Origin of the sequence: Actinoalloteichus fjordicus, from assembly GCF_001941625.1 — a bacterium.
In the GTDB taxonomy this organism is placed as follows: domain Bacteria; phylum Actinomycetota; class Actinomycetes; order Mycobacteriales; family Pseudonocardiaceae; genus Actinoalloteichus_A; species Actinoalloteichus_A fjordicus.
This window is the reverse complement of sequence record NZ_CP016076.1, coordinates 2,575,829-2,597,813: the sequence shown is the minus strand read 5'-3', so window position 1 is coordinate 2,597,813 and position 21,985 is coordinate 2,575,829. Positions and strand designations below refer to the sequence as shown.

At 69.9% G+C, this 21,985-nt stretch carries 15 protein-coding genes; 4 read left to right on the top strand and 11 right to left on the bottom strand.

Features of this window, described 5'->3' with window-relative positions; all coding sequences use genetic code 11:
* Window positions 1-176 precede the first annotated feature (176 nt).
* The 8 genes from fabI to UA74_RS11580 form a co-directional block, all read right to left on the bottom strand.
* Entirely contained in the window at window positions 177-944 is a 768-nt protein-coding gene (fabI, locus tag UA74_RS11615; RefSeq protein ID WP_075740264.1) for an enoyl-ACP reductase FabI, read from the bottom strand.
* A 275-nt stretch (window positions 945-1,219) separates the two neighbouring features.
* Entirely contained in the window at window positions 1,220-1,375 is a 156-nt protein-coding gene (locus UA74_RS31720) for a hypothetical protein (protein WP_157434126.1), read from the bottom strand.
* Between the two features lie 713 nt (window positions 1,376-2,088).
* Window positions 2,089-2,793: a 3-oxoacyl-ACP reductase FabG gene (gene fabG, locus UA74_RS11610; protein ID WP_075740262.1), complete on the bottom strand. Its 705-nt coding sequence runs from the start codon at window positions 2,791-2,793 to the stop codon at window positions 2,089-2,091.
* Window positions 2,794-2,906: 113 nt separating this feature from the next.
* Window positions 2,907-3,878 carry a VWA domain-containing protein gene (locus UA74_RS11605; RefSeq protein WP_075740261.1) on the bottom strand — a complete coding sequence of 324 codons (972 nt, stop codon included), beginning with the start codon at window positions 3,876-3,878 and terminating at the stop codon, window positions 2,907-2,909.
* Window positions 3,878-4,759 carry a DUF58 domain-containing protein gene (locus tag UA74_RS11600; RefSeq protein ID WP_083684020.1) on the bottom strand — a complete coding sequence of 294 codons (882 nt, stop codon included), beginning with the start codon at window positions 4,757-4,759 and terminating at the stop codon, window positions 3,878-3,880. The genes UA74_RS11605 and UA74_RS11600 overlap by 1 nt, the downstream gene beginning before the upstream one ends.
* Window positions 4,760-4,902: 143 nt before the next feature.
* Window positions 4,903-5,985 (bottom strand): AAA family ATPase, encoded by a 1,083-nt coding sequence (locus UA74_RS11595; RefSeq protein ID WP_075740260.1) that lies wholly within the window; start codon window positions 5,983-5,985, stop codon window positions 4,903-4,905.
* Window positions 5,986-6,159: 174 nt separating this feature from the next.
* Complete coding sequence (locus UA74_RS11590) at window positions 6,160-6,906, bottom strand: NTP transferase domain-containing protein (RefSeq protein WP_075740259.1); 747 nt, start codon at window positions 6,904-6,906, stop codon at window positions 6,160-6,162.
* A 1,061-nt stretch (window positions 6,907-7,967) separates the two neighbouring features.
* A complete protein-coding gene (locus UA74_RS11580; RefSeq protein ID WP_075743692.1) occupies window positions 7,968-8,864 on the bottom strand; it encodes a DMT family transporter in 897 nt (298 codons plus the stop codon).
* Between the two features lie 134 nt (window positions 8,865-8,998).
* Here UA74_RS11580 and UA74_RS11575 point away from each other — a divergent pair, with 134 nt between their 5' ends.
* Window positions 8,999-9,892 carry a LysR family transcriptional regulator gene (locus tag UA74_RS11575; protein ID WP_075740257.1) on the top strand — a complete coding sequence of 298 codons (894 nt, stop codon included), beginning with the start codon at window positions 8,999-9,001 and terminating at the stop codon, window positions 9,890-9,892.
* Between the two features lie 507 nt (window positions 9,893-10,399).
* On the opposite strand, the gene UA74_RS11570 is transcribed toward UA74_RS11575, so the two are convergent.
* Window positions 10,400-11,680: an NlpC/P60 family protein gene (locus UA74_RS11570; RefSeq protein ID WP_075740256.1), complete on the bottom strand. Its 1,281-nt coding sequence runs from the start codon at window positions 11,678-11,680 to the stop codon at window positions 10,400-10,402.
* A 254-nt stretch (window positions 11,681-11,934) separates the two neighbouring features.
* On the opposite strand from UA74_RS11570, the gene UA74_RS11565 reads away from it, so the two are divergent.
* From UA74_RS11565 to acnA, 3 genes are all read left to right on the top strand, one after another.
* Complete coding sequence (locus tag UA74_RS11565; RefSeq protein WP_157434125.1) at window positions 11,935-12,474, top strand: hypothetical protein; 540 nt, start codon at window positions 11,935-11,937, stop codon at window positions 12,472-12,474.
* Complete coding sequence (locus tag UA74_RS11560; protein WP_083683132.1) at window positions 12,471-13,943, top strand: hypothetical protein; 1,473 nt, start codon at window positions 12,471-12,473, stop codon at window positions 13,941-13,943. The genes UA74_RS11565 and UA74_RS11560 overlap by 4 nt, the downstream gene beginning before the upstream one ends.
* 554 nt (window positions 13,944-14,497) lie before the next feature.
* A complete protein-coding gene (gene acnA / locus UA74_RS11550; RefSeq protein WP_075743691.1) occupies window positions 14,498-17,329 on the top strand; it encodes an aconitate hydratase AcnA in 2,832 nt (943 codons plus the stop codon).
* A gap of 139 nt (window positions 17,330-17,468) precedes the next feature.
* Here the strand turns inward: acnA and UA74_RS11545 are convergent, their stop codons facing one another.
* Together UA74_RS11545 and UA74_RS11540 are read right to left on the bottom strand one after the other, a co-directional pair.
* Window positions 17,469-19,493 carry a multicopper oxidase family protein gene (locus UA74_RS11545; protein WP_083683131.1) on the bottom strand — a complete coding sequence of 675 codons (2,025 nt, stop codon included), beginning with the start codon at window positions 19,491-19,493 and terminating at the stop codon, window positions 17,469-17,471.
* A gap of 249 nt (window positions 19,494-19,742) precedes the next feature.
* Window positions 19,743-21,587: a multicopper oxidase family protein gene (locus UA74_RS11540; protein ID WP_075740253.1), complete on the bottom strand. Its 1,845-nt coding sequence runs from the start codon at window positions 21,585-21,587 to the stop codon at window positions 19,743-19,745.
* Between the last annotated feature and the right edge of the window lie 398 nt (window positions 21,588-21,985).

Here is a 21,985-nt window from a genome sequence, read left to right as displayed (position 1 = left end):
CCATGGAGTCATGTCCGACCACCTGACACCACTGCCCGAGACACGACCGGCCGCCGAGCGGCACCCACCACGATCCCCCGCGGCGCCGCCGAGGTGCGCGCGGTCCGCACCTCGGCGATCGACGTCGGCTGCCCGAGGCCTCCGGAGTCTCCGAAGCCCCTGGGGCAGCCGGGGTCTCAGAACCCGACGGCGTGGAAGCCGCCGTCGGCCATCACCATGGAACCGGTGGTCACCGGCAGCCAGTCCGAGAGCACCGCCGCCACCGTCTTGGCGACCGGCTCGGCGTCGTTGACGTCCCAGCCCAGCGGGGCACGGCCGCCCCAGCCCTGCTCCAGTTCGACGAAGCCGGGGATCGACTTGGCAGCCATGGTGCGCACCGGGCCTGCCGAGACGAGGTTGACCCGGATCTGGCGGGGCCCGAGGTCCCTGGCCAGGTATCGGGTGGTCGATTCCAGCGCGGCTTTGGCGACGCCCATCCAGTTGTAGGCGGGCCAGGCCTGCCGGGCGTCGAAGTCCATCCCCACCACCGACGAACCCGCCGACAGCAACGGCAGTGCGGCGACGGTCAACGACTTCAGCGAGTACGCCGAGACCTCGACCGCCTTGGACACGTCCTCCCACGGCGCTTCGAGGAAGTCGCCGCCGAGGCAGGACGCCGGACCGAATGCGATCGAGTGCACCACGCCGTCGAGTCCGTCGACGTGTTCGCCGACGCGGTCGGCCAGGCTGTCGAGATGTTCCTGGTTAGTCACGTCGAGTTCGATCACCGGGGCGGGCTGCGGGAGCCTGCCCGCGATCCGCTGCACCAGGCTCATCCGGCCGAAACCGGTGAGCACCACCTGGGCGCCCTGTTCCTGGGCGACCTTCGCGACGTGGAAGGCGATCGAGGCATCGGTGATGACACCGGTCACCAGCAGTCGTTTGCCTTCGAGCAGTCCGCTCACTTCATTCCTCCTTGGGTCCGTACGGGGATGGTCGGGGTGGGTGGCAGGTAGTCCCGGAAACCGGGCCGGGACGACGATCGAGGACGCCGATCACCACCGTTCTCACAGTTGCGGGCTCCTGAGCTTCGGGACTCGTAGCCCTCGTCGGTTCGGAGCCCGTACCGCTCTGGGGCGTCGAGGACCACCGAAGTCGGGACCACTCGGCACCGCACGAGAGGTGGAGTCGACGTCGGCTCCGTCGCGGCTGACGGAACCGCAGGCAGGTCGGCGCCATTTCACAGTCTGACCAGCGACCATTCGGATTCCAGGAGCACCAATGTCGACACCGAGTTCTCGTCCGGCAGGCAGCCGGACAGGAGACGCCCGCCCGACGCGGCCCGACTCAGCGAGCCCGCCGACGCCGAGCCCGTCAACGCAGAACCACCGAACATCGAGCCATCGAACACCAGGTTTGGGAACGCCGACCTCGCGACGAGCGGCCTGCCGACGAGCCCGTCCCCGGATACTGAGAAGCACCGGGGCAACTCGGCCCGCTCCACACCTGGGCAGCCCGAATCCTCGGTTCGGCCGGTCCCAGGGCGCCGGTCCTCGCGTCGCGCGTTCCCAAGGCACTGGGCCGCCGCGGCCGGATCTCCAGGGTCGGAGATGCCGGATTCCGTCCTCCTGCCCGAAGATCCCGGCAGACAGCGGCGCAGGCTCGTCGATGGTCCGGCCTTCTCGAGTCCGGTTCTCTCGGGGTCCGCCACCTTGCGGTCCGACGCCTTGGGCGCGGAAGTCTCGGGGCCCGATGCCTCGAGATCGGACGCCTGGGGGTCGGACGCCTGAGAGCCTGGCTCTCCGCGGTCCGGCTTCCGAGTACTCGATTCCCCAAGGCTCGATTCCCCAGGACTCGGTTCCCCAAGGCTCGGTGCCCAAAAACTCGGTACCCGAAAACCGGTACCCGGTCGGCGTCCCCTGGGGCTCGGTCACCGGACGGCTCTCGGGGTCCCGAGCCCGGCGGGACGGCCCCGGAGAACCGGGTCCGAGCGGGCCGGAACTCGGACTGCGAGATTCTGCGCGCCCTGGTCGCTGACTGTGGTTCCTCATCGTCCCGGATGGCCGACGCCGCCGTCTCGACTACGGAACGGCTCGCGCCCCGCAGTCCTCAGTGCCCCATGCCGACGCCGCCGTCGACGGGCAGTACCGCGCCGGTGACGTAGGAGGACTGATCGGAGGCGAGCCAGGTGACGGCGGCGGCGATCTCCTCGGGCTTGCCGAAACGCCGAATCGCGGCCTGGCTGAGGATGTCGGCCTTGCGCTCCTCCGAGACCGCCTCGGTCATCTCCGTCTCGACGAAGCCGGGAGCCACGACGTTGGCGGTGATGTTGCGAGAGCCCAGCTCTCGCGCGATAGACCGCGCCATGCCGACCAGCCCCGCCTTGCTGGCCGCATAGTTCACCTGACCGGGAGAGCCGGACAGGCCCGAGACCGAGGAAATGAAGATGATCCGGCCCCAGCGCTTACGCAGCATCGCCGAGGCAGCCTGCTTGGCGACCCGGTAGGCGCCTGCGAGGTTCGTGTCGATCACCCGGTCGAAGGTGTCCTCGTTCATGCGCAGCAGCAGGGTGTCCGCGGTGATCCCGGCATTGGAGACCAGCACCTCGACGGGGCCATGCGCCTCGGCGATCTCCTTGAAGGCCGCCTCCACCTGTGCCCCGTCGGTGACGTCGCATCGAACGCCCAGCAGCCCGTCGGGGACGGCGGAGCCCCGGTGAGTCACCGCGACCTTGTCGCCCTGCGCGGCGAACGCCTGGGCGATCGCCAGTCCGATGCCTCGGTTTCCCCCGGTGACCAGAACCGACCGTGCCAACTAGAGCTCCTCTGTTCCGTGCCGGCGTTTGCTCCGGCGCCGTTGGCAACGCTAGCGGGTGCGCTCGACGGCCCTACGCACGACCGTCGACGGCAGGACCGGGCCCGATTTGTTCAGAGCGAACGTTGACTGATCAGCAATGAACCGGCGGCGGCCAGCAGCGCCGTGATGGTTCCGAGCACGAACCACGGACGGGAGGCGTCGACACGCTCGACCTGATAACCGATCTGTTCGCCGAGGGTGTCGTACACGCGACGCAACTCTTCAGCACTGGCCGCCTTGTGGAATTCACCGCCGGAGATGTCGGCGATCTCACGCATCGTCACGTCGTCAACCGGCACCGGGATGCGCTCTCCCTCGATCTCGACCTGTCCCTGGTCGGTGCCGAAGGAGATCGTGGAGATCGGGATCTCTCGATCGGCGGCATCCTGCGCCGCGACGAGTTCGTCCATGCCGACGGTGCTCTTGCCGTCGGTCATCAGGACGATCCGCGCAGGCGGCGGGCCCTCGGCCCCGCCGACGACGTTGCCGAAGGTGTCGATGGCCGCGAGCGAGGCGGTGATCCCCTCTCCGGTGGCGGTGGCCTCGGCCACGTCCAGCCCGTTGATCGACTGGGTGACCGTGTCCCGCTCGGTGGTCGGCGGAACGAGCACGGTGGCCGAGCCTGCGAAGGAGACGAGTCCGATGTTCACGCCGGGGGTCATGTCCGAGACGAAGCTGGTCGCCGCAGCCTTGGCCGCAGCCAGCCTGCTGGGGTCGATGTCGGTGGCGTTCATCGACATCGAGACGTCGATCGCCAACATCACGGTGGCCCGGTTCCGGGGCACCCGCTGTTCCGAGGTCGGCCCCGCCATTCCGATGATCAGGAACACCAGCGACACACCGAGCAGCACCGGTGCCAGATGTCTGCGCCGTCGATTCCGGGCGGGTGCGACCTTCTCCAGCAACTCCAGGTTCGCGAAGCGCAGCGTGTCGCGACGGCGGCGACGCATGGCGAGCAGGTACCCGACGACAAAGAGGGCAAGCAGCACGAAGAGCAGGAACCACCACGGTCCGACGAAGCCGCGCAGCGAGAACGACGGCATCAGGCGACCCCTCCCGACCAGCGGCGCTTACGGGACACGACGAATCGGACGATGTCGGCCACCCAGTCGGAATCCGTGCGTAGCGTGAGCTGCGCGCAGTTGGCGCGGCGCAGTCCCATCGCCACCTCCTGTCGATGGGCGTCGGCCGCCGCCGCGAACTCGCGACGCAGCAGCGGAGTGGTCTCGACCTCGCGCTGTCGACCGGTCTCGGGATCGGCGAGCACGACGGTCCCGACGTCGGGCAGTTCGATGTCTCGCGGATCGATCACCTCGACGGCGATCAGATCGTGCCGCAGCGAGAGCGCCCGCAGCGAGCGCTGCCAGTGCAGCGGGCCGAGGAAGTCGGAGATCACCACGGCGAGTCCTCGTCTCCGGGGCGGCCTGCGCAGTTCTTCCAGGGCGGTGACCAGGTCGCCTCGCTCACCCTCGGCAGCGCGGGGTGTCTGCGCGATCCGGCGGACGAGTCCCCGTGTGTGGGGCAGCCCGCCCCTGGCTGGGATGCGCGTCAGCTGGGCGCCGGTGGACACGACCGCGCCGACTCGGTTACCGCCGCCTCTGGTGAGGTGGGACACCGCCGACACCGCCGCCACGACGAGATCCCGCTTCTCGCAGTGGACGGTGCCGAAGTCGAGGCTCGCCGACAGGTCCACGGCCAGCCAGGTCTCCAGTTCCCGATCGGCGACCGTCTCACGCAGGTGCGGCTGGGTGGTGCGGGCCGTGACGGCCCAGTCCATCCGCCGCACGTCGTCGCCGGGCTGGTACAGCCGCGCCTCGCCGGGTTCGCTGCCGGGTCCAGGCACCAGACCCAGGTGATTGCCCTGCAACAGGCCGTCCAGTCTGCCTCGGACGCTGAGTTCCAGCGTGCGCAGCCCGGCCTCCATCCGGCCGCCGCTCAGCGACGGCGGTGCCCACGCCGGTCGGCGATCCGACGGCGCGGACTCACGGGAGCCTCGGTCGGCGCCACCCCGATCGGTGTCGCTGCCGTCAGGGCCGCGCACGGCAGAGTCGGGAGACGACTGCTCGGTCACGGGTGTCCCGGTGCTCCCGCCGGGGCGGGCACGCCGTGCGCCCCGCTGGGCGGCTGCGGTCGGGCCGAGACCTGCGGCAGCGGCACGGTCTGCAGGGCACGGTTGATGATGTGCTCGACGGGAACCCCGTCGGCCAGCGCATCGTAGGAGAGCACCAGCCGGTGGCGCAGCACGTCGGCGGCAACGTCCACCACGTCCTGCGGCAGCACGTAGTCCCGTCCACGCAGCAATGCCAGCGCCCGCGCGGCCGCCACCACGCCGAGCGTCGCTCTTGGCGAGGCGCCGTATGCGATCCATTCGGCGACGTCGGCCAGTCCGTGGTCACCCGGCGACCGGGTCGAAACGACCAGCCGAACCACGTAGTCGACCAGGGAGTGATGCACGAAAACCCGCGATGCCACGCCCTGAAGGCGGATCAGCTCCTCGGGAGTGAGCACCTGCTGAACCTCCGGGCGCGACACCCCCATCCGGTAGACGATCTCGCGCTCCTCCTCCGGAGAGGGGTACTCGACGAGGATCTTCAGCAGGAATCGGTCTCGCTGCGCCTCGGGCAGCGGGTAGACGCCCTCGTTCTCGATCGGGTTCTGCGTCGCGAGGACGAGGAACGGACTGGGCATGGGGAAGGTCGTGCCGCCGATGGACACGTGCCCCTCCGCCATCACCTCCAGCAGCGCGGACTGGACCTTCGCCGGGGCCCGGTTGATCTCGTCGGCGAGGACGAAGTTCGCCACCACCGGGCCGAGTTCGACGTCGAAGACCTCTCGGCCCTGCCGGTAGATGCGAGTGCCGAGGATGTCGGCGGGCACCAGGTCCGGCGTGAACTGGATCCGCGAGTACCTGCCGCCGACGACCTGGGCGATCGTCTCCACGGCGAGGGTCTTGGCCACGCCGGGGACGCCCTCCAGCAGGAGGTGTCCCTTGGCCAGCAGGCCGACGAGGAGCCGCTCCACCAGCCGGTCCTGGCCGACGATCACTCGTTTGATCTCGAACACGGTGCGTTCGAGAAGTTGGGCGTCGCGGGCAGGCGTGTGGAGGGCCTGACTCCCGACGGTCTGATCGGCGGGCCCGGCATCGGTCACTGTCGACAACCTCCTCGCGGGGACGGCGTACGCGCACCAGTCTCCGCCATCGTGTCCCGTCTGCGGACGCCAGGGTGCGCCGTTCCTGCCCTGCCAGAGGAGCAGACCATCCAGACGGTGTGGGTTCGGTGAAGATCGTCCGCCGTCCACCCGCCAACGGGTGCGCGGAGATCGTCACCGGGGGCGAGGTCCAGTATCCGGGTCGGTGCCTGTTCGAAGACGCCGTAGGTCGTCCGGCGTGTCGACGTCCCAGGCCTCGCCGGGCCGGGAGGTCACCTCGGCGACCACCAACGCGCCCAGTACCGATCGTAGGGAGGCACCGTGGACGCGGGCGGGCAGGGCCGCGCGAAGCGCTGCCACCCGCCAGCAGGAGATCAGCCACTGCCGTCTGCCGGTCTCGTCGACGAGCACCGCCCCGTCGGCAGCCGGACGCGCCCGCAGCGCAGCTCGGAGCCGGTCTCCGGTGTCGGCGGTCAACACGGCCTGATCCCCCGCGTACAGCAGCACCTCGCCCGCAGAGTCCCCGGCCGCAGAGTCCTCGCCCGGGGCCGACGCTGCGGCGGCCCGGTCGTCGGTGCCGCGGCCTGGTCGAGCCGCGATGAGATCGTCGGCGTTCTGAGCGGCGGAGACGATCTCGGCCAGCCGGTCCAGTCCGGCGGCCAGGGCCGCCACCGGCCCGCCCAGCGGTGGCTCCTCCCTGGTCCAGTGCACCTCGACCTCGGTGGAGATGGTCGGCCCGACCACCACCACCGGTCGAACGCCGCGCAGCGCGTGCAGGACCCGGTCGAGGAGCGTGCGGCCGCCTGCGGTCAACGCGGGCTTGTGGACGCCGCCGAGCCGTCGCCCGCCGCCGCCCGCGAGCACCACCGCCGCGACGGGCGGCGCTTCGCGCCCCGGCTCGCAGGCGGTCATCTCGGCCATGGGCACCCCTCGAGCCTCGTCGGGCACGGCTCGGACCGTCGCCGTCGAGCACGGCTGCGCCGCGTCGCAGTGACCAGGGCGGTGCGATGACCACCACACGGTCCACCGCACCGCACGTCGGGGCCGACCCCGCCGGAAGACATCTCGGTGACCGGGCGGACCTCGACCATCCGACCGTTCGACGGCGGTTCGCACGCCGTCGCGAGGCGACCGGTCAGCGCCCCGATCACGAACTGCGCCATGACCACACGGTATCGATGCGCGTCGAGGACGGCACAGCCGTGGGCGTCCGGTCGAGGCAGGCCGGCGAGCACCGACTCGATCATCCTTCGGCGGAGGCCGGGCTCATGACGTGGGAAGTCCTGCTGCGCGCCCGCACACCGAGATCGGCGTGCCGCCCCGCAGCAGCGGGCCGGTCGACCTGCGGAACGCCCAGCCGGCGGCCCTCAGGTCGGATCACGACTCCAGTCCCCGGACAGCCGAGGGGCGGATCGCGATCGCACCGACGACAGCGGCGCGACGAGATGGCGGAGGACGCGACGACCTCACCGGGCCGCAGCGGCGCACCGCCTCCGACCCGCCCGCTACACCGACACCGACACCGACACCGACACCGACACCGACACGAGAGTCAACGTCCTGGAACGAGTGCGCACCGCGCTGGGGGGAGGGACATCTCGCACGCCACGCCGTGGGGTGCCGTGCCCATGGGCAGGCTCCGCACCGGCCACCCCCTCGGTCACGCACCGCCGTTCCGACCGCCGTCGCCCGACTGCCTCATAGGCCCGGCCTGCACCGGGGAGCTGTTCCGGGTGTGTGAAAGCCGTTGGCGTCCATCTCCTTCACGACCCCGTAGTCACGGTCCAACGCCAGTTGAAACCGCGCCCGGCACTTCTCCATGCGGTGTATCGAGTCCCCGCCGACACTGCGCCAATCGGATCGGAACCGGCCGACCGCCGACGACCGGGCCGGCCAGACTCCGGGGGGAGTGCCCCACCCGGCACCCTCCCGTTCCCACCGGCAGGACTGCCTCGGCTGGGATCCGAAACACGTCCCGTCTCTCAGCGTCCGAGCGCGGACTGGGTCGCAGGCTCGGCCGGGTCCGGCAGTGCAGGGGCGGCCCGCCGCCGGGTCATCCCGAGGGCGACCAGCACGACGAGCATGCCTACGACGACGCGGAGGCCGAGGTCCTCGCCGAGGACCACCACGCCCAGCACCACGGAGACGACCGGCAGCAGGTATCCCACAGCGGCGGTGTTGGTGGCGCCCTCGTCGGCGATCATCCGGTAGGTCAGTGCGAAGGTGGCGCCGGTGCAGCACACGCCGAGAACGAGGACGGCGATCAGGACCGCCGGGCTGAGCTGGACGGCCACCAGACCGCCTGCGGGCAGGGTCAGCGTGGTCAGACCCGTCGCGACCAGGAGTTGGGCGGCCGCGAGCGCGACGGCGGGCGTTCCCCGCCCGACGAGGTTGCGTCCCATGTACACGAAGCCGATGGCGTAGCTCGCCGCCGCCACGAGGATGGCGAGCGCACCCCAGCTCAGGAGTCCGGTCTGCTGCCAGGGGGCGAAGATCAGCAGGATGCCGACGAAGCCGAGCAGGAGCCCGCCCAGCCGGACGGGCCGAAGGTCGCGCTCCGTGCCGATCAGGAGGCCGATCACCAGGGACCACAGCGGCGTCGTGGCGTTCAGGACGCCTGCCACGCCCGAGTCGACGGTCTGCTGCCCGAGGCTGAACATGGCGAACGGCAGGGCGTTGCAGAAGAAGGCGGCCACCACGAGATGCCCCCAGGTGGCGCGGCCGCGAGGAAGACGAAGTCGCGTGCCGACGCACCAGATGATCAGGACGCCCGTGCCGAGGGCACAGCGGACGAGGGTGACCTGGACCGGCGAGAGCCCGGTCAAGGCCACCGAGATCCACAGAAACGTCGATCCCCAGAGCAGGGCCAGAACGCCCATCCTCACCACGGCAGCCGGTCCGCCGGTCCCACTGGTCACTGTCGCCTCCTCGTCGTTCGTTCGTCGTCGACGATGCAGCCTCTGACTCGACAGGACAAGCGAAAAGACTTGCACATATCGTTAAGCTGTTCTTCATGCTTGATGTGCGGCGCATGCAGGTACTGCGAGCGGTGGTCACCAGCGGGTCGATGACCGAGGCAGCGACGAATCTCGGCTATACGCCGTCCGCGGTGAGCCAGCAGGTGGCCGCGTTGGAACGAGAGGCGGGCATCGCTCTGCTCGAACGGGTGGGGCGCGGCGTCCGACCGACCGCGGCAGGCAGGCTGCTCACCGAGCACGCCGCCGTCATCAGCAGGAACGTCGCCGAGGCCGAGTCCGCGCTCGCCGATCTGCGGGCGGGTCGCACCGGGCGGCTGGTGGTCCGCTACTTCGCCACGGCAGGCGTCGCGCTGATGCCGCCCGCGCTGGCCCGGCTGCGCCGCGAGCATCCCGGAGTGCACGTCGACCTCAGCCTGATCGACCCCGATGATCCGCTGCCCGCCGTCGAGCGCGGCGAGGCCGACCTCGCGGTGGTCGTCGGTAGGCGGAACAGTCCCCGCGACGGCGTGCAGCTGGTTCCGCTGCACGACGATCCGTACCGCGCGGTGTTGCCGAAGGGCCATCCGCTCGCCGCGAAGCGCGTGCTGGATCTGGCCGATCTCGCCGACGAGTCCTGGGTCGGCACGGAGTGGCGGGCCGGACTCTGCCTGGAGATCATGCTCGACGCCTGCGCCTCGGCGGGATTCAGTCCGAACTTCGCGGTGGAGAGCGACGATTACGCGACGGCCCAGGGTTTCATCGCCGCAGGCATGGGCGTCAGCCTGATCCCTCGGCTCGGTCTGGGGAACCGGCATCCGGGTGTCGTCGTGCGCAAGGTCCGCAGGCCGGAACCGATCAGGTCGATCTACGCGGCGGTGCGGGAGACGTCGTCGACCCAGCCCGCCCTGCGCACCTTGATCGACGCACTGCGCGCGGCCGCACCGGAGTGACGACGCCCAGGCTGACGGCTGGTGCACCCCCGGCGGCAGCCCGGGCGCCGAGCCTCGGGCCGGACCATGCCGATGCGGTGCGGGCCCCGCCGCCGACATGCCGACAGCGCCGGCGACGGCCGCTTGGCACGGTCCCGTCGGACCGCCACCGGCCGTGCCGCCGTGGTCGACGCGCCGGGAGGATCGACTGACACGACCGGTCCGCGCCACGGGCGAGCGACGACCGCCCCGACGACTCCCCGACGCAACCTCCTCCGCAGGCTCGACCAGGGCGAGGTCCCCAGCCATCACCTGCCCCTAGACGCATCGACGCATCCTCGCCGTCGACCTCGGCGCCACACCGGTCGACTTCGAGCCGCTCAGCCGAGTACGTCGAGGCACACGCCGACCGAACCAGCACTCCGACACCAGCCCCGATGACCGGTCGCGTGACCACCGGTCCGAGGGCCGAGGACGTCGGCAGAACCTCGGGATCATCGACGAGGCGCGGGGTCTGGCCCTCCGCCGTCAGAGCATCCGCACCGCGTACGGCGCGATCCCGCCGTAGCGGACCGGGGTGACGCGCACCTGATTGCCCGAGTACGGCGCCTCGACCATCATCCCGTCGCCGAGGTACAGCGCGACGTGGTGGATCCGGCCGCCGGTCTGCCAGAAGATCATGTCGCCTCGGCGCATCTGGGCCAGTGGCACGCGCTGTCCCGACTGGTATTGGTACCCGCTGTACTTCGGCAGACTGACCCCGGCGCCCGCGAAGGCGTAGACCATGAGGCCGGAGCAGTCGAAGCCGACCTTCTGGTAGTCGCCGTGTGCGTCGGCCACCCCGCCGTCTCGGACGCCCTGAGTCGGGCCGTGCGCATTGCCGCCGCCCCAGGAATACGGGACGCCGAGCTGTGCGACGGCTCGCGCGATCACCGTCTCGATCGCATTCGAGGCCGATGCGCCCGAGGCAGGAGGCGGCCCCGCAGGCTGTCCGGGTGGCTGCGCGGCGGGCGCGGCGACGACGGAGGCGGCGGCAGCCTCCGCCGCGGCCTCCTGCTCTCGCTCCCACTCCTCGTATCGGGTGCGTTGCTCCTCCAGACCGCCGACGTCGGCGCGGGCCGAGACGAGTTCCGCCTCGACGGCGGCGCGCTCGTCCTCGACGGCGGTGATATCGGCCTGCTGTGCCTGCTCGGCGGCCACCGCTGCGGCGAAGGCCTCGTCCGCGTCGGACTTGGCCTCCTGAGCCGCAGCCGCCCCCGATTCGGCCTCCGCGAGAGCGGCACGCGCGGTCGAGTCCTTGTTGACCTTGTCGGTGCGGGCTCGTTCCAGCTCGTCGAGCAGGTCGAGATGGCTCCCGCTGATCGCGTCGAGAAGCTGCACCCGCTCCAGCAGATCGTCGGGGCTCTCCGCTCCGAAGTAGGCGCTGAGCGACCCGACCACGGTGCCCTGTTGATGACTGGCCGCAGCGAAGTCGTCGATCTGCGCGCGGACCCGCTCGATGTGATCGGCCGAGGCGTCCGCCTCGATCTGCGCCGTCCTGGCCACGTCGGCGGCGAGCTGTGCCGCCGCCTCGGCCGCCTCCAGATCGACCATCGCCCGGTTCGCGTCCTCCATGGCGAGTTCCACCTGGGCCAGGAGTTCGTCGCGCCGCGCGGAGACCTCGGCCAGTCGGCTGGTGAGCTCGCCGACCCTGGTGGCCGCGTTCTCGACCGCCGCGTTCCCCTCCTCGATCTCGGCGTCGTCGGGGTTGGCGGGGGGCTGCGCCCACGCGGTCGTTCCGGCCGCCAGCGACGTCACGATCAGCAACACGAGGAGAAGTAGTGGAGTTCGGCCGCGATCCGGCGTCCGGAGCCCGGCCGCCGTCCGTCGTCGTGTTCCCCGCCGTCTGGCCATCGACGCCCCCTGTCGCGTACGAGTCCCACAGGCCGACCCTCCACCGGCGGCCCACTGCGCCGAATGGAGTAATCGCCGAGAACTGTGCCATCGCGCCACTCGGCATGCCACTTACCCCAGTGGTGCCTCCCGCACCTTCAGCCACACGAGCGGATCGATCTTCACGGAAGGTGACGAAATTGCGTCGATCTTCCCCCATTTGCCCCAATCGACGGTCCGCGTCGGTGGCGACTGAGACGATTCCCGGCGTGCAGGACTGGCCGCGCCGCAGTGCGCCGATCATCACGGCGACGGGAGTGACGATCGCCGTGATCGGCACCTTCCTCCCCTGGCTGCGCTCGGGTTCGGTGTATCGCGACAGCCACCAGACCGTCGGCGTGCTCCGCAGGCTCCTCGAACCGCCCCCGATCCTCGACACGATCCTGGGCGCCTGGCCGTTGCTCATCCCGCTGGCGGCGATCTGCGTCCTGCTCCATCTGATCAGGCTTCGGGTCACCGCCTCGGTGATCGCGTTGATTTTCTCGGTTCTGATGGGAACGGCGACCACGGTCGCCTTCGTCCAAGGCTTCGACAACACCGCATTGATCGGCATCTCGGGCATCGGCCCGATCACCACTCTCGCGGGCGTGGCACTGACCCTGGTCGGCGCGCTCGGCGTGCTGCTCGGCAGCCGTCCGCAGAGGACACAGAACGCAGGAGGCTCGTCGTGACCCACCCCGGCCCCGGCCCTTGGCAGCCGGAGAACCAGCCGCCGAACGGACCGGCTCGCCCCGGCCCGGGCCAGGAGGGCTACCCGTCGTCCGGCCCGCAGCAGCCCTACGGCGCACCGCAACAGCCCTACGGCGGTCAGCCGCCCTACGGGGCACCGCAGCAGCCCTACGGCGGCCCGCCGCCGCAGGGACCGCCCTTTGGCGGCCCGCCGCCACAGGGCCCCTACGGACAGTTCCCCCCGCAGGGACAGCCGCCCAAGAAGAAGACCGGCCTCGTCGTCGGCTCGGTCGTCGCCGTGGTGGCCGTCGCCGCCGCAGCGACGGGTACCTATTTCGCCTTCGGCAGGGGCGACGTCGCCGCCGCAGGCGGGGAGACCCCCGCCGATGCCGCGACGCGACTGCTCACCGCCACCGGAAGCAACGACGTCGTGGGCCTGTTCGACACGCTCGTGCCCGTCGAGGCCCAGCTGAGCAGGGACTACCTCGAAGCCACCGTCAGTGAGATGACCCGACTGGAGATCTTCGAGCCGGGCACCGACCCCTCGTCGATCGAGGGCTGGGGAACCACCCTGGAGGGCCTGGAGTTCGACGAGTCCTCCGAGGAGCGGATCAACGAGGACCTGGTGATCACCCAGGCATCGGCAGGCACGCTGACGATGAACTCGAACCTCGCCGAGCTTCCGCTCACCGACAGCTTCGTGGCTGCGGCGTTCCCCGACGGACTCCCGGCGGACGAGACGGAGCAGATCGACTTCGCCGAATTGGACGAGCCGCTGCGCATCGCCACCGTGCAGGTCGGCGACGACTGGTACCCCAGCCTCTTCTACACGATCGCCGACTACGGCCTTCGGGAAGAGGGACTGTCCTGGCCGGACACCTCGGTCGAGGCCGTGGGCGCCGACTCGCCGCAGGCCGCGGTGGAGGACCTCGTCGCCGCAGCGATGGCCGGTGACCTGGAGCAGGTCATCGCACTGACCCCGCCCGACGAGATGGGCGTCCTCTACGACCTCGGCCCGCTGCTGCTGGCGGAGATGCCCGCAGGCACCAGCCCGGAGGTCACCGTCACCGACCTGCAGACCAACACCCGCGAGTCCAACGGCGGCACGGTCGTGGTCATCGAATCGGTGTCCATCGAGGGCACGCAGCCGGGCGAGCAGGCGACGATCGTCATCGACGGCGACTGCGTCGACATCAGCGTCGAGGGCGGCCAGAGCGACCGGATGTGCATGTCCGACCTCACCGGGCAGATGCAGGCCGAGATGGGCGGGGAGCTTCCCCCGGAGGCGATCGCTTTCGTCGAGCGGCTGATGACCAACGCCCTCGACTCCGGCATCACCACCGTCGAGGTCGACGGCCGGTGGTACGTGAGCCCGATTCGCACCTTCGGCGAGCTGTTCATGCTGGTGATGCAGAGCCTGGAGCCCGGCGACATCGAGATGTTGATCGAGGCCGCGGAGTCCACCTACTGATGCACCCGCGCCGCGCCTGATCGGCGAGGCGGCAACACCCGGGCCGGGAACGCGTCGTCGTTCCCGGCCCGCCGTGTGTCCGGGTGTTCCGGGACGCCGGCGGCCTGACATCCGAGAGCCGCCGGAGCAGCCGGACAACCGCCCGGCAGGGCACGAGAACGGTCCCCTCGGCATCGGAGCGGGCCGCCCGGGCATCACCTGTCCTGCCGTGGCCGTCGGCGATGCCGTCCAGGAAGGGCCCGCGCGGAGTGAGACCCCGGTCGGCCTTCGCGCAGCCCACGACCCGGCAGCGATCACCCCATCGGCGGTTGCCCACGATCACCGTCACGTGCTGGCGGAGATCGACGACCCGACTTGAATCCCAATACAGGACAAGCGTACTGTTTGGTCTTGCCGCCGTGTCCACGACGATCGACGGCCTGCTCGACGAGCGGGGCTGCCGAGAAGTCCGGACACGCCACCTGAAGAGTCGAGCAGCATGGCCCGTCGAGCTGGGCCAGACTTGACGTCATCCCCGAACTGACGTGCGCCGTCGCGAGATGGAGTTGTTGGACGTGACTGCACCTGCTAGCCAGGACAGCTTCGGCGCCCGCGGCACGCTCTCGGTCGGAGACACCTCGTATGAGGTGTTCCGGCTGAGTGCGGTCGAGGGCGCGGACCGCCTGCCTTACAGCCTGAAGATCCTGTTGGAGAACCTGCTCCGCACCGAGGACGGCGCGAACATCACCGCCGACCACGTCCGCGCGCTGGCCTCCTGGGACCCTTCGTCCGAACCCGACACAGAGATCCAGTTCACCCCGGCCAGGGTGATCATGCAGGACTTCACCGGCGTGCCCTGCGTCGTCGACCTCGCCACGATGCGGGAGGCCGTCACGAACCTGGGCGGCGATCCGGCCAAGGTCAACCCGTTGGCACCCGCCGAGCTGGTCATCGACCACTCCGTCATCGCCGACATCTTCGGCAGGCCGGACGCGTTCGAGCGCAATGTGGACCTGGAGTACGAGCGCAACCGTGAGCGCTACCAGTTCCTCCGCTGGGGTCAGAGCGCGTTCGACGAGTTCAAGGTCGTCCCGCCCGGCACCGGCATCGTGCACCAGGTCAACATCGAGCACCTGGCCCGCGTGGTGATGACCAGGCAGGGCGGCGACGGAGGCACCACCCTCCAGGCCTACCCGGACACCCTCGTGGGCACCGACAGCCACACCACCATGGTCAACGGCATCGGCGTGCTCGGCTGGGGCGTCGGCGGCATCGAGGCCGAGGCCGCGATGCTCGGTCAGCCGGTGTCCATGCTGATCCCGCGCGTGGTCGGCTTCAAGCTGCACGGTGAGCTGCCCGCAGGCGCGACGGCCACCGACCTGGTGCTGACCATCACCGAGATGCTGCGTGAGCACGGCGTGGTCGGGAAGTTCGTCGAGTTCTACGGGTCCGGCGTCGGTGCCGTCCCGCTGGCGAACCGCGCCACGATCGGCAACATGAGCCCCGAGTTCGGCTCGACCTGCGCGATCTTCCCCGTCGACGCCGAGACGACGACCTACCTGCGGCTCACCGGCCGATCCGAGCAGCAGGTCGCCCTGGTCGAGGCCTACGCCCGTGAGCAGGGCATGTGGCACGACCCCGAGGCCGAGCCCGCCTACTCCGAGCGGCTCGAGCTCGATCTCGCCACCGTGGTGCCCTCCATCGCGGGCCCCAAGCGTCCCCAGGACCGGATCGACCTGTCCTCGGCGAAGTCGGCGTTCCGCAAGGCGATCACCGATTACGTGACCGCCGATTCGTCGATCGTGGACGAGGCGTCGGACGAGTCCTTCCCCGCGTCGGACTCGCCCACCTACTCGCGCGACGACGACCACGCGGGCAGGCCGGTGCACTCGGCGGCCAACGGCTCCCAGGGCAGGCCGAGCAGGCCCACGCGGGTCACCGTGGACGGCTCCGAGTTCGAGATCGACCACGGAGCGGTCGCGATCGCCGCGATCACCTCCTGCACCAACACCTCCAACCCGAGCGTGATGATCGGCGCGGCGCTGTTGGCGAAGAAGGCCGTCGAACGCGGCCTGGCACGCAAGCCGTGGGTGAAGACCACGCTGGCGCCGGGGTCCAAGGTCGTCATGGACTACTACGCGCGCTCCGGGCTGCTGCCCTACCTGGAGAAGCTCGGCTTCAACCTCGTCGGCTACGGCTGCACGACGTGCATCGGCAACTCCGGCCCCCTCCAGGACGAGATCTCGGAGGCGATCAACTCCGCCGACCTCGCGGTGGTCTCGGTGCTCTCGGGCAACCGGAACTTCGAGGGTCGGATCAACCCCGACATCAAGATGAACTACCTCGCCAGCCCGCCGCTGGTGGTGGCCTACGCGCTCGCGGGCACCATGGACCTGGACCTGAGCACGGAGCCGCTGGGCACCGACACCGAGGGCAGGCCGGTCTTCCTGGCCGACATCTGGCCGGACGCCGCCGAGATCCAGGAGGTCATCGGCTCGGCGATCTCCTCGCAGGGCTTCACCGACGGCTACTCCGACGTCTTCGCGGGCGACGAGCGGTGGCAGTCCCTTCCGACGCCCACCGGCAACATCTTCGAGTGGGACCCGCAGTCCACCTACGTCCGCAGGCCCCCGTACTTCGAGGGCATGACGCCGGACCCCAGCCCGGTGACCGACATCGCAGGCGCCAGGGTCCTCGCCCTGCTGGGCGATTCGGTGACCACCGACCACATCTCCCCGGCCGGGGCGATCAAGGCCGACTCGCCCGCAGGGCGTTACCTCAACGAGCACGGCGTCGAGCGCCGGGACTTCAACTCCTACGGCTCGCGGCGCGGCAACCACGAGGTGATGATCCGAGGAACCTTCGCCAACATCCGACTGCGCAACCTGCTGTTGGACGCGATCGAGCCCGGCGGTGTGCAGGGCGGCTACACCCGCGACTTCCTCGCGGGCGGCGAGCAGACCACCATCTACGACGCGTCGGTCTCCTACGCCGAGGCAGGCGTTCCGCTGGTGATCCTCGCGGGCAAGGAGTACGGCTCCGGATCCTCCCGTGACTGGGCGGCCAAGGGCACCAGCCTGCTGGGCGTGCGCGCGGTGATCACCGAGTCGTTCGAGCGCATCCACCGGTCGAACCTGATCGGCATGGGCGTGCTGCCCCTCCAGTTCCCGGCAGGCGAGAGCGCGAGCTCGCTGGGTCTGGACGGCACCGAGACCTTCGACGTGTCCGGGGTGACCGCGCTGAACGACGGCGGCTCGCCTCGCACCCTGAAGGTGACGGCCACCAGGCAGGACGGCTCCGTCGTCGAGTTCGACGCGGTGCTGCGCATCGACACTCCTGGTGAGGCCGACTACTACCGCAACGGCGGCATCATGCAGTACGTGCTGCGCAAGATGCTGCGCGGCTGATCGACATCACGGCACCCGACAGGCCCGGACGTCTCGGCGTCCGGGCCTGTCGGCGTCCTGGCCAAGCGACGTCTGGTCCGGCGGCGCTGACCGGGCCGCCCTCTCCGGTCGGGGAACGACGAGCCCCGCCCTCGGACGATCAGTGACCGCCGTGGCCGTGCCCGCCGTCGCCGTGGAGCTGCTCCATGAGCGTCACCACCGGCTCGGGCGCCACCACAAAGGGCCGCATCATGCCCATGTCCTCGTGTTCCAGCAGATGGCAGTGATACATGTACTGCCCGGTGGAGCCTTCGAACCGCGCCATGATGGTGACCTCTTCTCCCCTGGCCACCCGGACCGTGTCCTTCCAGCCCAGCTCATCGGGCAGCAGGGTGCCCGACTGCTCGTACCGGATCGGGGTGAGCGTGCCGCCCCGACTCTCGTCGAAGCCGCCGATCACGACGGGCCTGCCGTCCTCCCCCGGCACGGTCTCGGTCACCACGTAGTGGTCTCGCGCCAACGCCTGGAAGCGCACCAGATGCAGGTGCATGGGATGCGTCGGCGCGGCGAGGCTCAGCATGTGCCAGTCCTCCCAGTCGTCGTGGCGGACGAACCAGTTCACCGTGTCCTCGAACACCCGACAGAGTCGTCGGTAGGTGACCACCTCGCCGTCCGGCCCCTGTACCTGCACGAATCCGTCGTGCACCGTGACGCCGTCGAAGTCGGGGATGTGATCGTGCGCCGGGTCCAGTCGTCGCATCTCCCAGAGCTGTCCGTGGCCGGTGGGGCCGTTGGCGAGGATCAGCAGCCGATGTCGTGCCGCAGTGTGCGGACCCGGCAGCCGCTCGTACGACCGGGAGGTCTCGGCGGGCAGCCGGAAGCGGTCGACCGCGCGCCGCGTCTCGACCCGGAACTCCATGACCTCGGGGTGGACCGGGGTGCCGCCGGTGTTCATCAGCCGCACCGTGCGTCCCCGCCACGGTCCGAAGTCGATGAGCAGATCGGCACGCTCGGCAGGCGCCATGATCAGCCCGTCGGCCGGGATCTCCACCGGTTCGGGGAGGAGGCCGCTGTCGGTGCCGATCTGCCAGGCCGCCCCGGTGATCGGGGAACCGGACTCGTCTTGGAGCGCGAGCCGGTAGGTGCGGGCGTTGGACGAGTTGAGCACCCGGAAGCGATACCAGCACGCCCCCACCGCCAGATGCGGCCAGATCACCCCGTTGACCAGGGTGAACGGACCGGTGAACGCACGTTGTGCGACGGTCTTGTGCAGGAGCGCCCCCGTCAGCGAGCCGTCGTCGGCGACGTCGAGATTGCGATCGGCGATCACCAGCGGAATCTCCCGGTCGCCCGAGGGAAGCCGGAGGGCGTCCTCCTCGTCGTCGCGGATGAGGTAGGTGCCCACCAGCCCCGCGTACACGTTCCACCGCGTGATCATCATCGCGTGGTCGTGGTACCAGAGCATCGCCGCGGGCTGCTGGTTCGGATACTCGCAGAGCTGGCTCTCCCCCGACAGCACCGCGTTGTTGGCCCAGCCGTCACTGCCTGCCGCGACGACACCACCGTGCAGATGGGTCACCGACCACGCAGGCAGTCGAGCGACCTCGGGGATCGGGGTGCCGCCGCCTCTGCCTGGCAGATCCGATGGCGAGGGCTCCCCCTCCTCGGGCAGCGGGACGTCGACGGCCGTCACCGGGAAGGCGCCCTCGATCCCGTTGCGCCAGGCCAGCAGTACTCGCCGCCCCCGGCGGACCTCGATGGTCGGGCCGGGGAAGTGGCCGTCGTAGGTCCAGACGGTGGTCGGAGGCAGTTCGGAGTGCAGGCGGGTCTGCGCGACCTGTTTGACGATGGTCGTCAGCTCGCCCTCGGCCGGGCGCAGCACCGGCGGGACGGGCATGGGGTCCAGGAACTTCGTCAATTCCGTCGTGGGGGTCTCGTCTCCGACGGTCCTGGGCAGCACGACAGACCGGTCCACTCCGACGACGGAGTGAACCGGGTGCGCCGAGACCGGCTCCGAGGGCGCGGCCGCCGCTGCGGCGTCGACCGTCGGCCCGGCCGGGTCGACGGCCCGCTGTGCGGCCGACGCGCCAGGCGCCGCAGCCGTGAGCAGCGCTGCGGCGGTGCCCGCGCCGATGCCGATCAGCTGCCTACGCGATAACGCAGTTCCCCCAGACGAATGATCCATCGTTGCACCGTAAGCACCAGTCCTGGAGGTTGGCTCGTGTCGCAGCCGAATGGATACAGAAAAACCTCCGTCCGGGATAAAGGATCACTGATCCGGCGCTGAGCTGGTCTGATCCGTCTCGTCCTGATCGAAGGGGTCGGCGGAGTCCACAGCGGACCTCGCCGCTACCCACTACAGAGTGATCACTCGCACGGATGACGACGGCCGGACGCGGAATAGGGGTTCGCCGTCGTCGAGCGGACCGGGCCGCTACGACGCGATGCGTCGGCGCACCGTTCCGTGATCGCCGTGGTCCCCGCCGTGGCCGTGCAGCTTCTCCATCAGGGTGACGACCGGATCGGGCGCCACCACGAAGGGCCGCATCATGCCCATGTCCTCGTGCTCCAGCAGATGGCAGTGATACATGTACCGCCCGGTCGAACCGGTGAAGTGGGACAGGATGGAGACCAGCTCCGTCGAGCCGACGCGGATGGTGTCCTTCCAGCCCCGCTCGTCCGGCAGCAGCGCCCCGTCCGCCACGTATCGCACCGGCGTCGCCGTGCCGCCGCGCGCCTGATCGAAGCCGCCGATGTCGAACCGCACTCGGTCGACGGCCTGGAAGCGCACCAGGTGGACGTGGATGGGGTGGGTGGGCCCGGTCAGATTCAGGATGTCCCACTGCTCCCAGCTGTCCTGCCGGACGAACCAGTTCACCGTGTCCTCGAACACCCTGGACATCCGGTGATAGGTGACGACCTCGCCGCGAGCATCCTGTACCTGCACGTAGCCGTCGTGCACGGTGACGCCGTCGAACTCCGGGATGTGATCGTGCTTCGGGTCCAGCCGGTGCATCTCCCACAGCTCGCCGTGTCCGCTGGTCCCGTTGGCCAGCACCAGCAGTCGGCGCCCGTGTTCGTGGCCGTGCTCATCGTGTCGCAACCGGACGTAGGACCCGGAGACGGTCGTCGGACGGCGGAAGTCCGAGGTGACCCGTCGCCGACCGACGCGGAACTCCATGATCTCCGGGTTCGGGCCGGGATTCGCGGCCGCGTTGACCAGTCGGAGCCTGCGGCCCGCGAAGACGCTGAAGTCGATCAGCAGGTCGACGCGCTCGGCAGGCGCCATCACCAGGCCCGCCGCGGGCAGCGGGAGAAGCGCGGGCAGCAGGCCGCTGTCGGTCCCGATCTGCCACGCCGTTCCGGTGATCGGCTCGCCCCGCTCGTCACGCAGCGACAACGTGAAGGTCCTGGCGTTGGAGGCGTTGAGCACCCGGAACCGGTACCAGCGACGCTCGACGTCGAGATGCGGCCAGATGACCCCGTTGACCAGGGTGAAGGGACCGCTGAAGCCACGCTCCTCGACCGTCTTGTGCACCAGCGCCCCGGTGAGCGCGCCCTTCTCGTCGACGTCGAGATTGCGATCACAGATGATCAGCGGGACCTCCTGATCGCCCGACGGCAGGTTCAGCGCGTCCTCCTCCTCGTCCCGGAGCAGATACATGCCGAGCAGTCCGGCGTAGACGTTCCACCGGGTGATCATCATGGCGTGATCGTGGTACCAGAGGGTCATCGCAGGCTGATCGTTGCGGTACTCGCAGATCTGCGCCTCCCCCGGCAGGACTCCGTTGTCCGCCCAGCCGTCGTTGCCCGCCGCAGTGACGGCGCCGTGCAGGTGTACGACGGTCCAGGGCGGCAACTGCGTGACCTCGGGGATCGGCAGGCCGCCGCTGCGGCCGGGCTCGTCGGAGGGCGACGGCTCGCCGGGCTGCGGCAGCGGCACGTCCACCGCCGTCACCGGGAACGGCCCCTCGATCTCATTCGTCCACGCCACGCGCACCCGCTGCCCGCGCCGGACGTCGAACGTCGGACCAGGCAGGTGACCGTCATAGGTCCAGACGCGGGTCGGCGGCAGCTCCGAGTGCAGTCGCACCCAGGTGGCCCGCTGGACCACCGTCACCAGCTCGCCGCCTTCCGGGCGCAGTACCGGCGGAATCCGCAGCGGATCGCGGAACTTGGTGAGCTCGGTGCGTGCCGAGGCGCGGGTGACGTCGACGACCTGCGACATCTCGGCTAGGTCGGCGTCGACGTTCGAGACCAGCTCGACGATTTCGGTCATGTCTACTCCCCAGTAAACTGCAAGAATTCACTCGACGAATACCGACCCGCATTACCTGCGAGAGAGACTCGGTATTCGCCACCCCGTCAGAATGACGACGGCAGGACCATGCCGGATTCGCCCGAATCCGCGATGACGAGCTACACCAAGGACGTCCGCGCATTCCGGCAGCAGCCTGCCCTGGTTGCCAGGACACGGCTCGGCGGCAGTCGCCGACACACGTCGGCGGCCCGACCGGTGACATCGGCACACCGTGAATCACGGCGGATCAGCCGTCAGGCAGGCTCGCTCATGGTCATTCCCCCTATTGTTCCGCTCCCCAGAAAGAACCGACACCGTGCGCCTCCCCAGGCCCACTCGGCTCTCCTGCCGTCACCATAGTACAGAACCAACGATCA

Coding starts and splice junctions, on each gene's coding strand:
- UA74_RS31720 (WP_157434126.1), bottom strand. CDS start 1,375: ATGTTCGGTGGTTCTGCGTTGACGGGCTCGGCGTCGGCGGGCTCGCTG.
- UA74_RS11605 (WP_075740261.1), bottom strand. CDS start 3,878: ATGCCGTCGTTCTCGCTGCGCGGCTTCGTCGGACCGTGGTGGTTCCTG.
- UA74_RS11600 (WP_083684020.1), bottom strand. CDS start 4,759: ATGGAGGCCGGGCTGCGCACGCTGGAACTCAGCGTCCGAGGCAGACTG.
- UA74_RS11590 (WP_075740259.1), bottom strand. CDS start 6,906: ATGGCCGAGATGACCGCCTGCGAGCCGGGGCGCGAAGCGCCGCCCGTC.
- UA74_RS11580 (WP_075743692.1), bottom strand. CDS start 8,864: ATGGGCGTTCTGGCCCTGCTCTGGGGATCGACGTTTCTGTGGATCTCG.
- UA74_RS11575 (WP_075740257.1), top strand. CDS start 8,999: ATGCTTGATGTGCGGCGCATGCAGGTACTGCGAGCGGTGGTCACCAGC.
- UA74_RS11545 (WP_083683131.1), bottom strand. CDS start 19,493: ATGGATCATTCGTCTGGGGGAACTGCGTTATCGCGTAGGCAGCTGATC.
- UA74_RS11540 (WP_075740253.1), bottom strand. CDS start 21,587: ATGACCGAAATCGTCGAGCTGGTCTCGAACGTCGACGCCGACCTAGCC.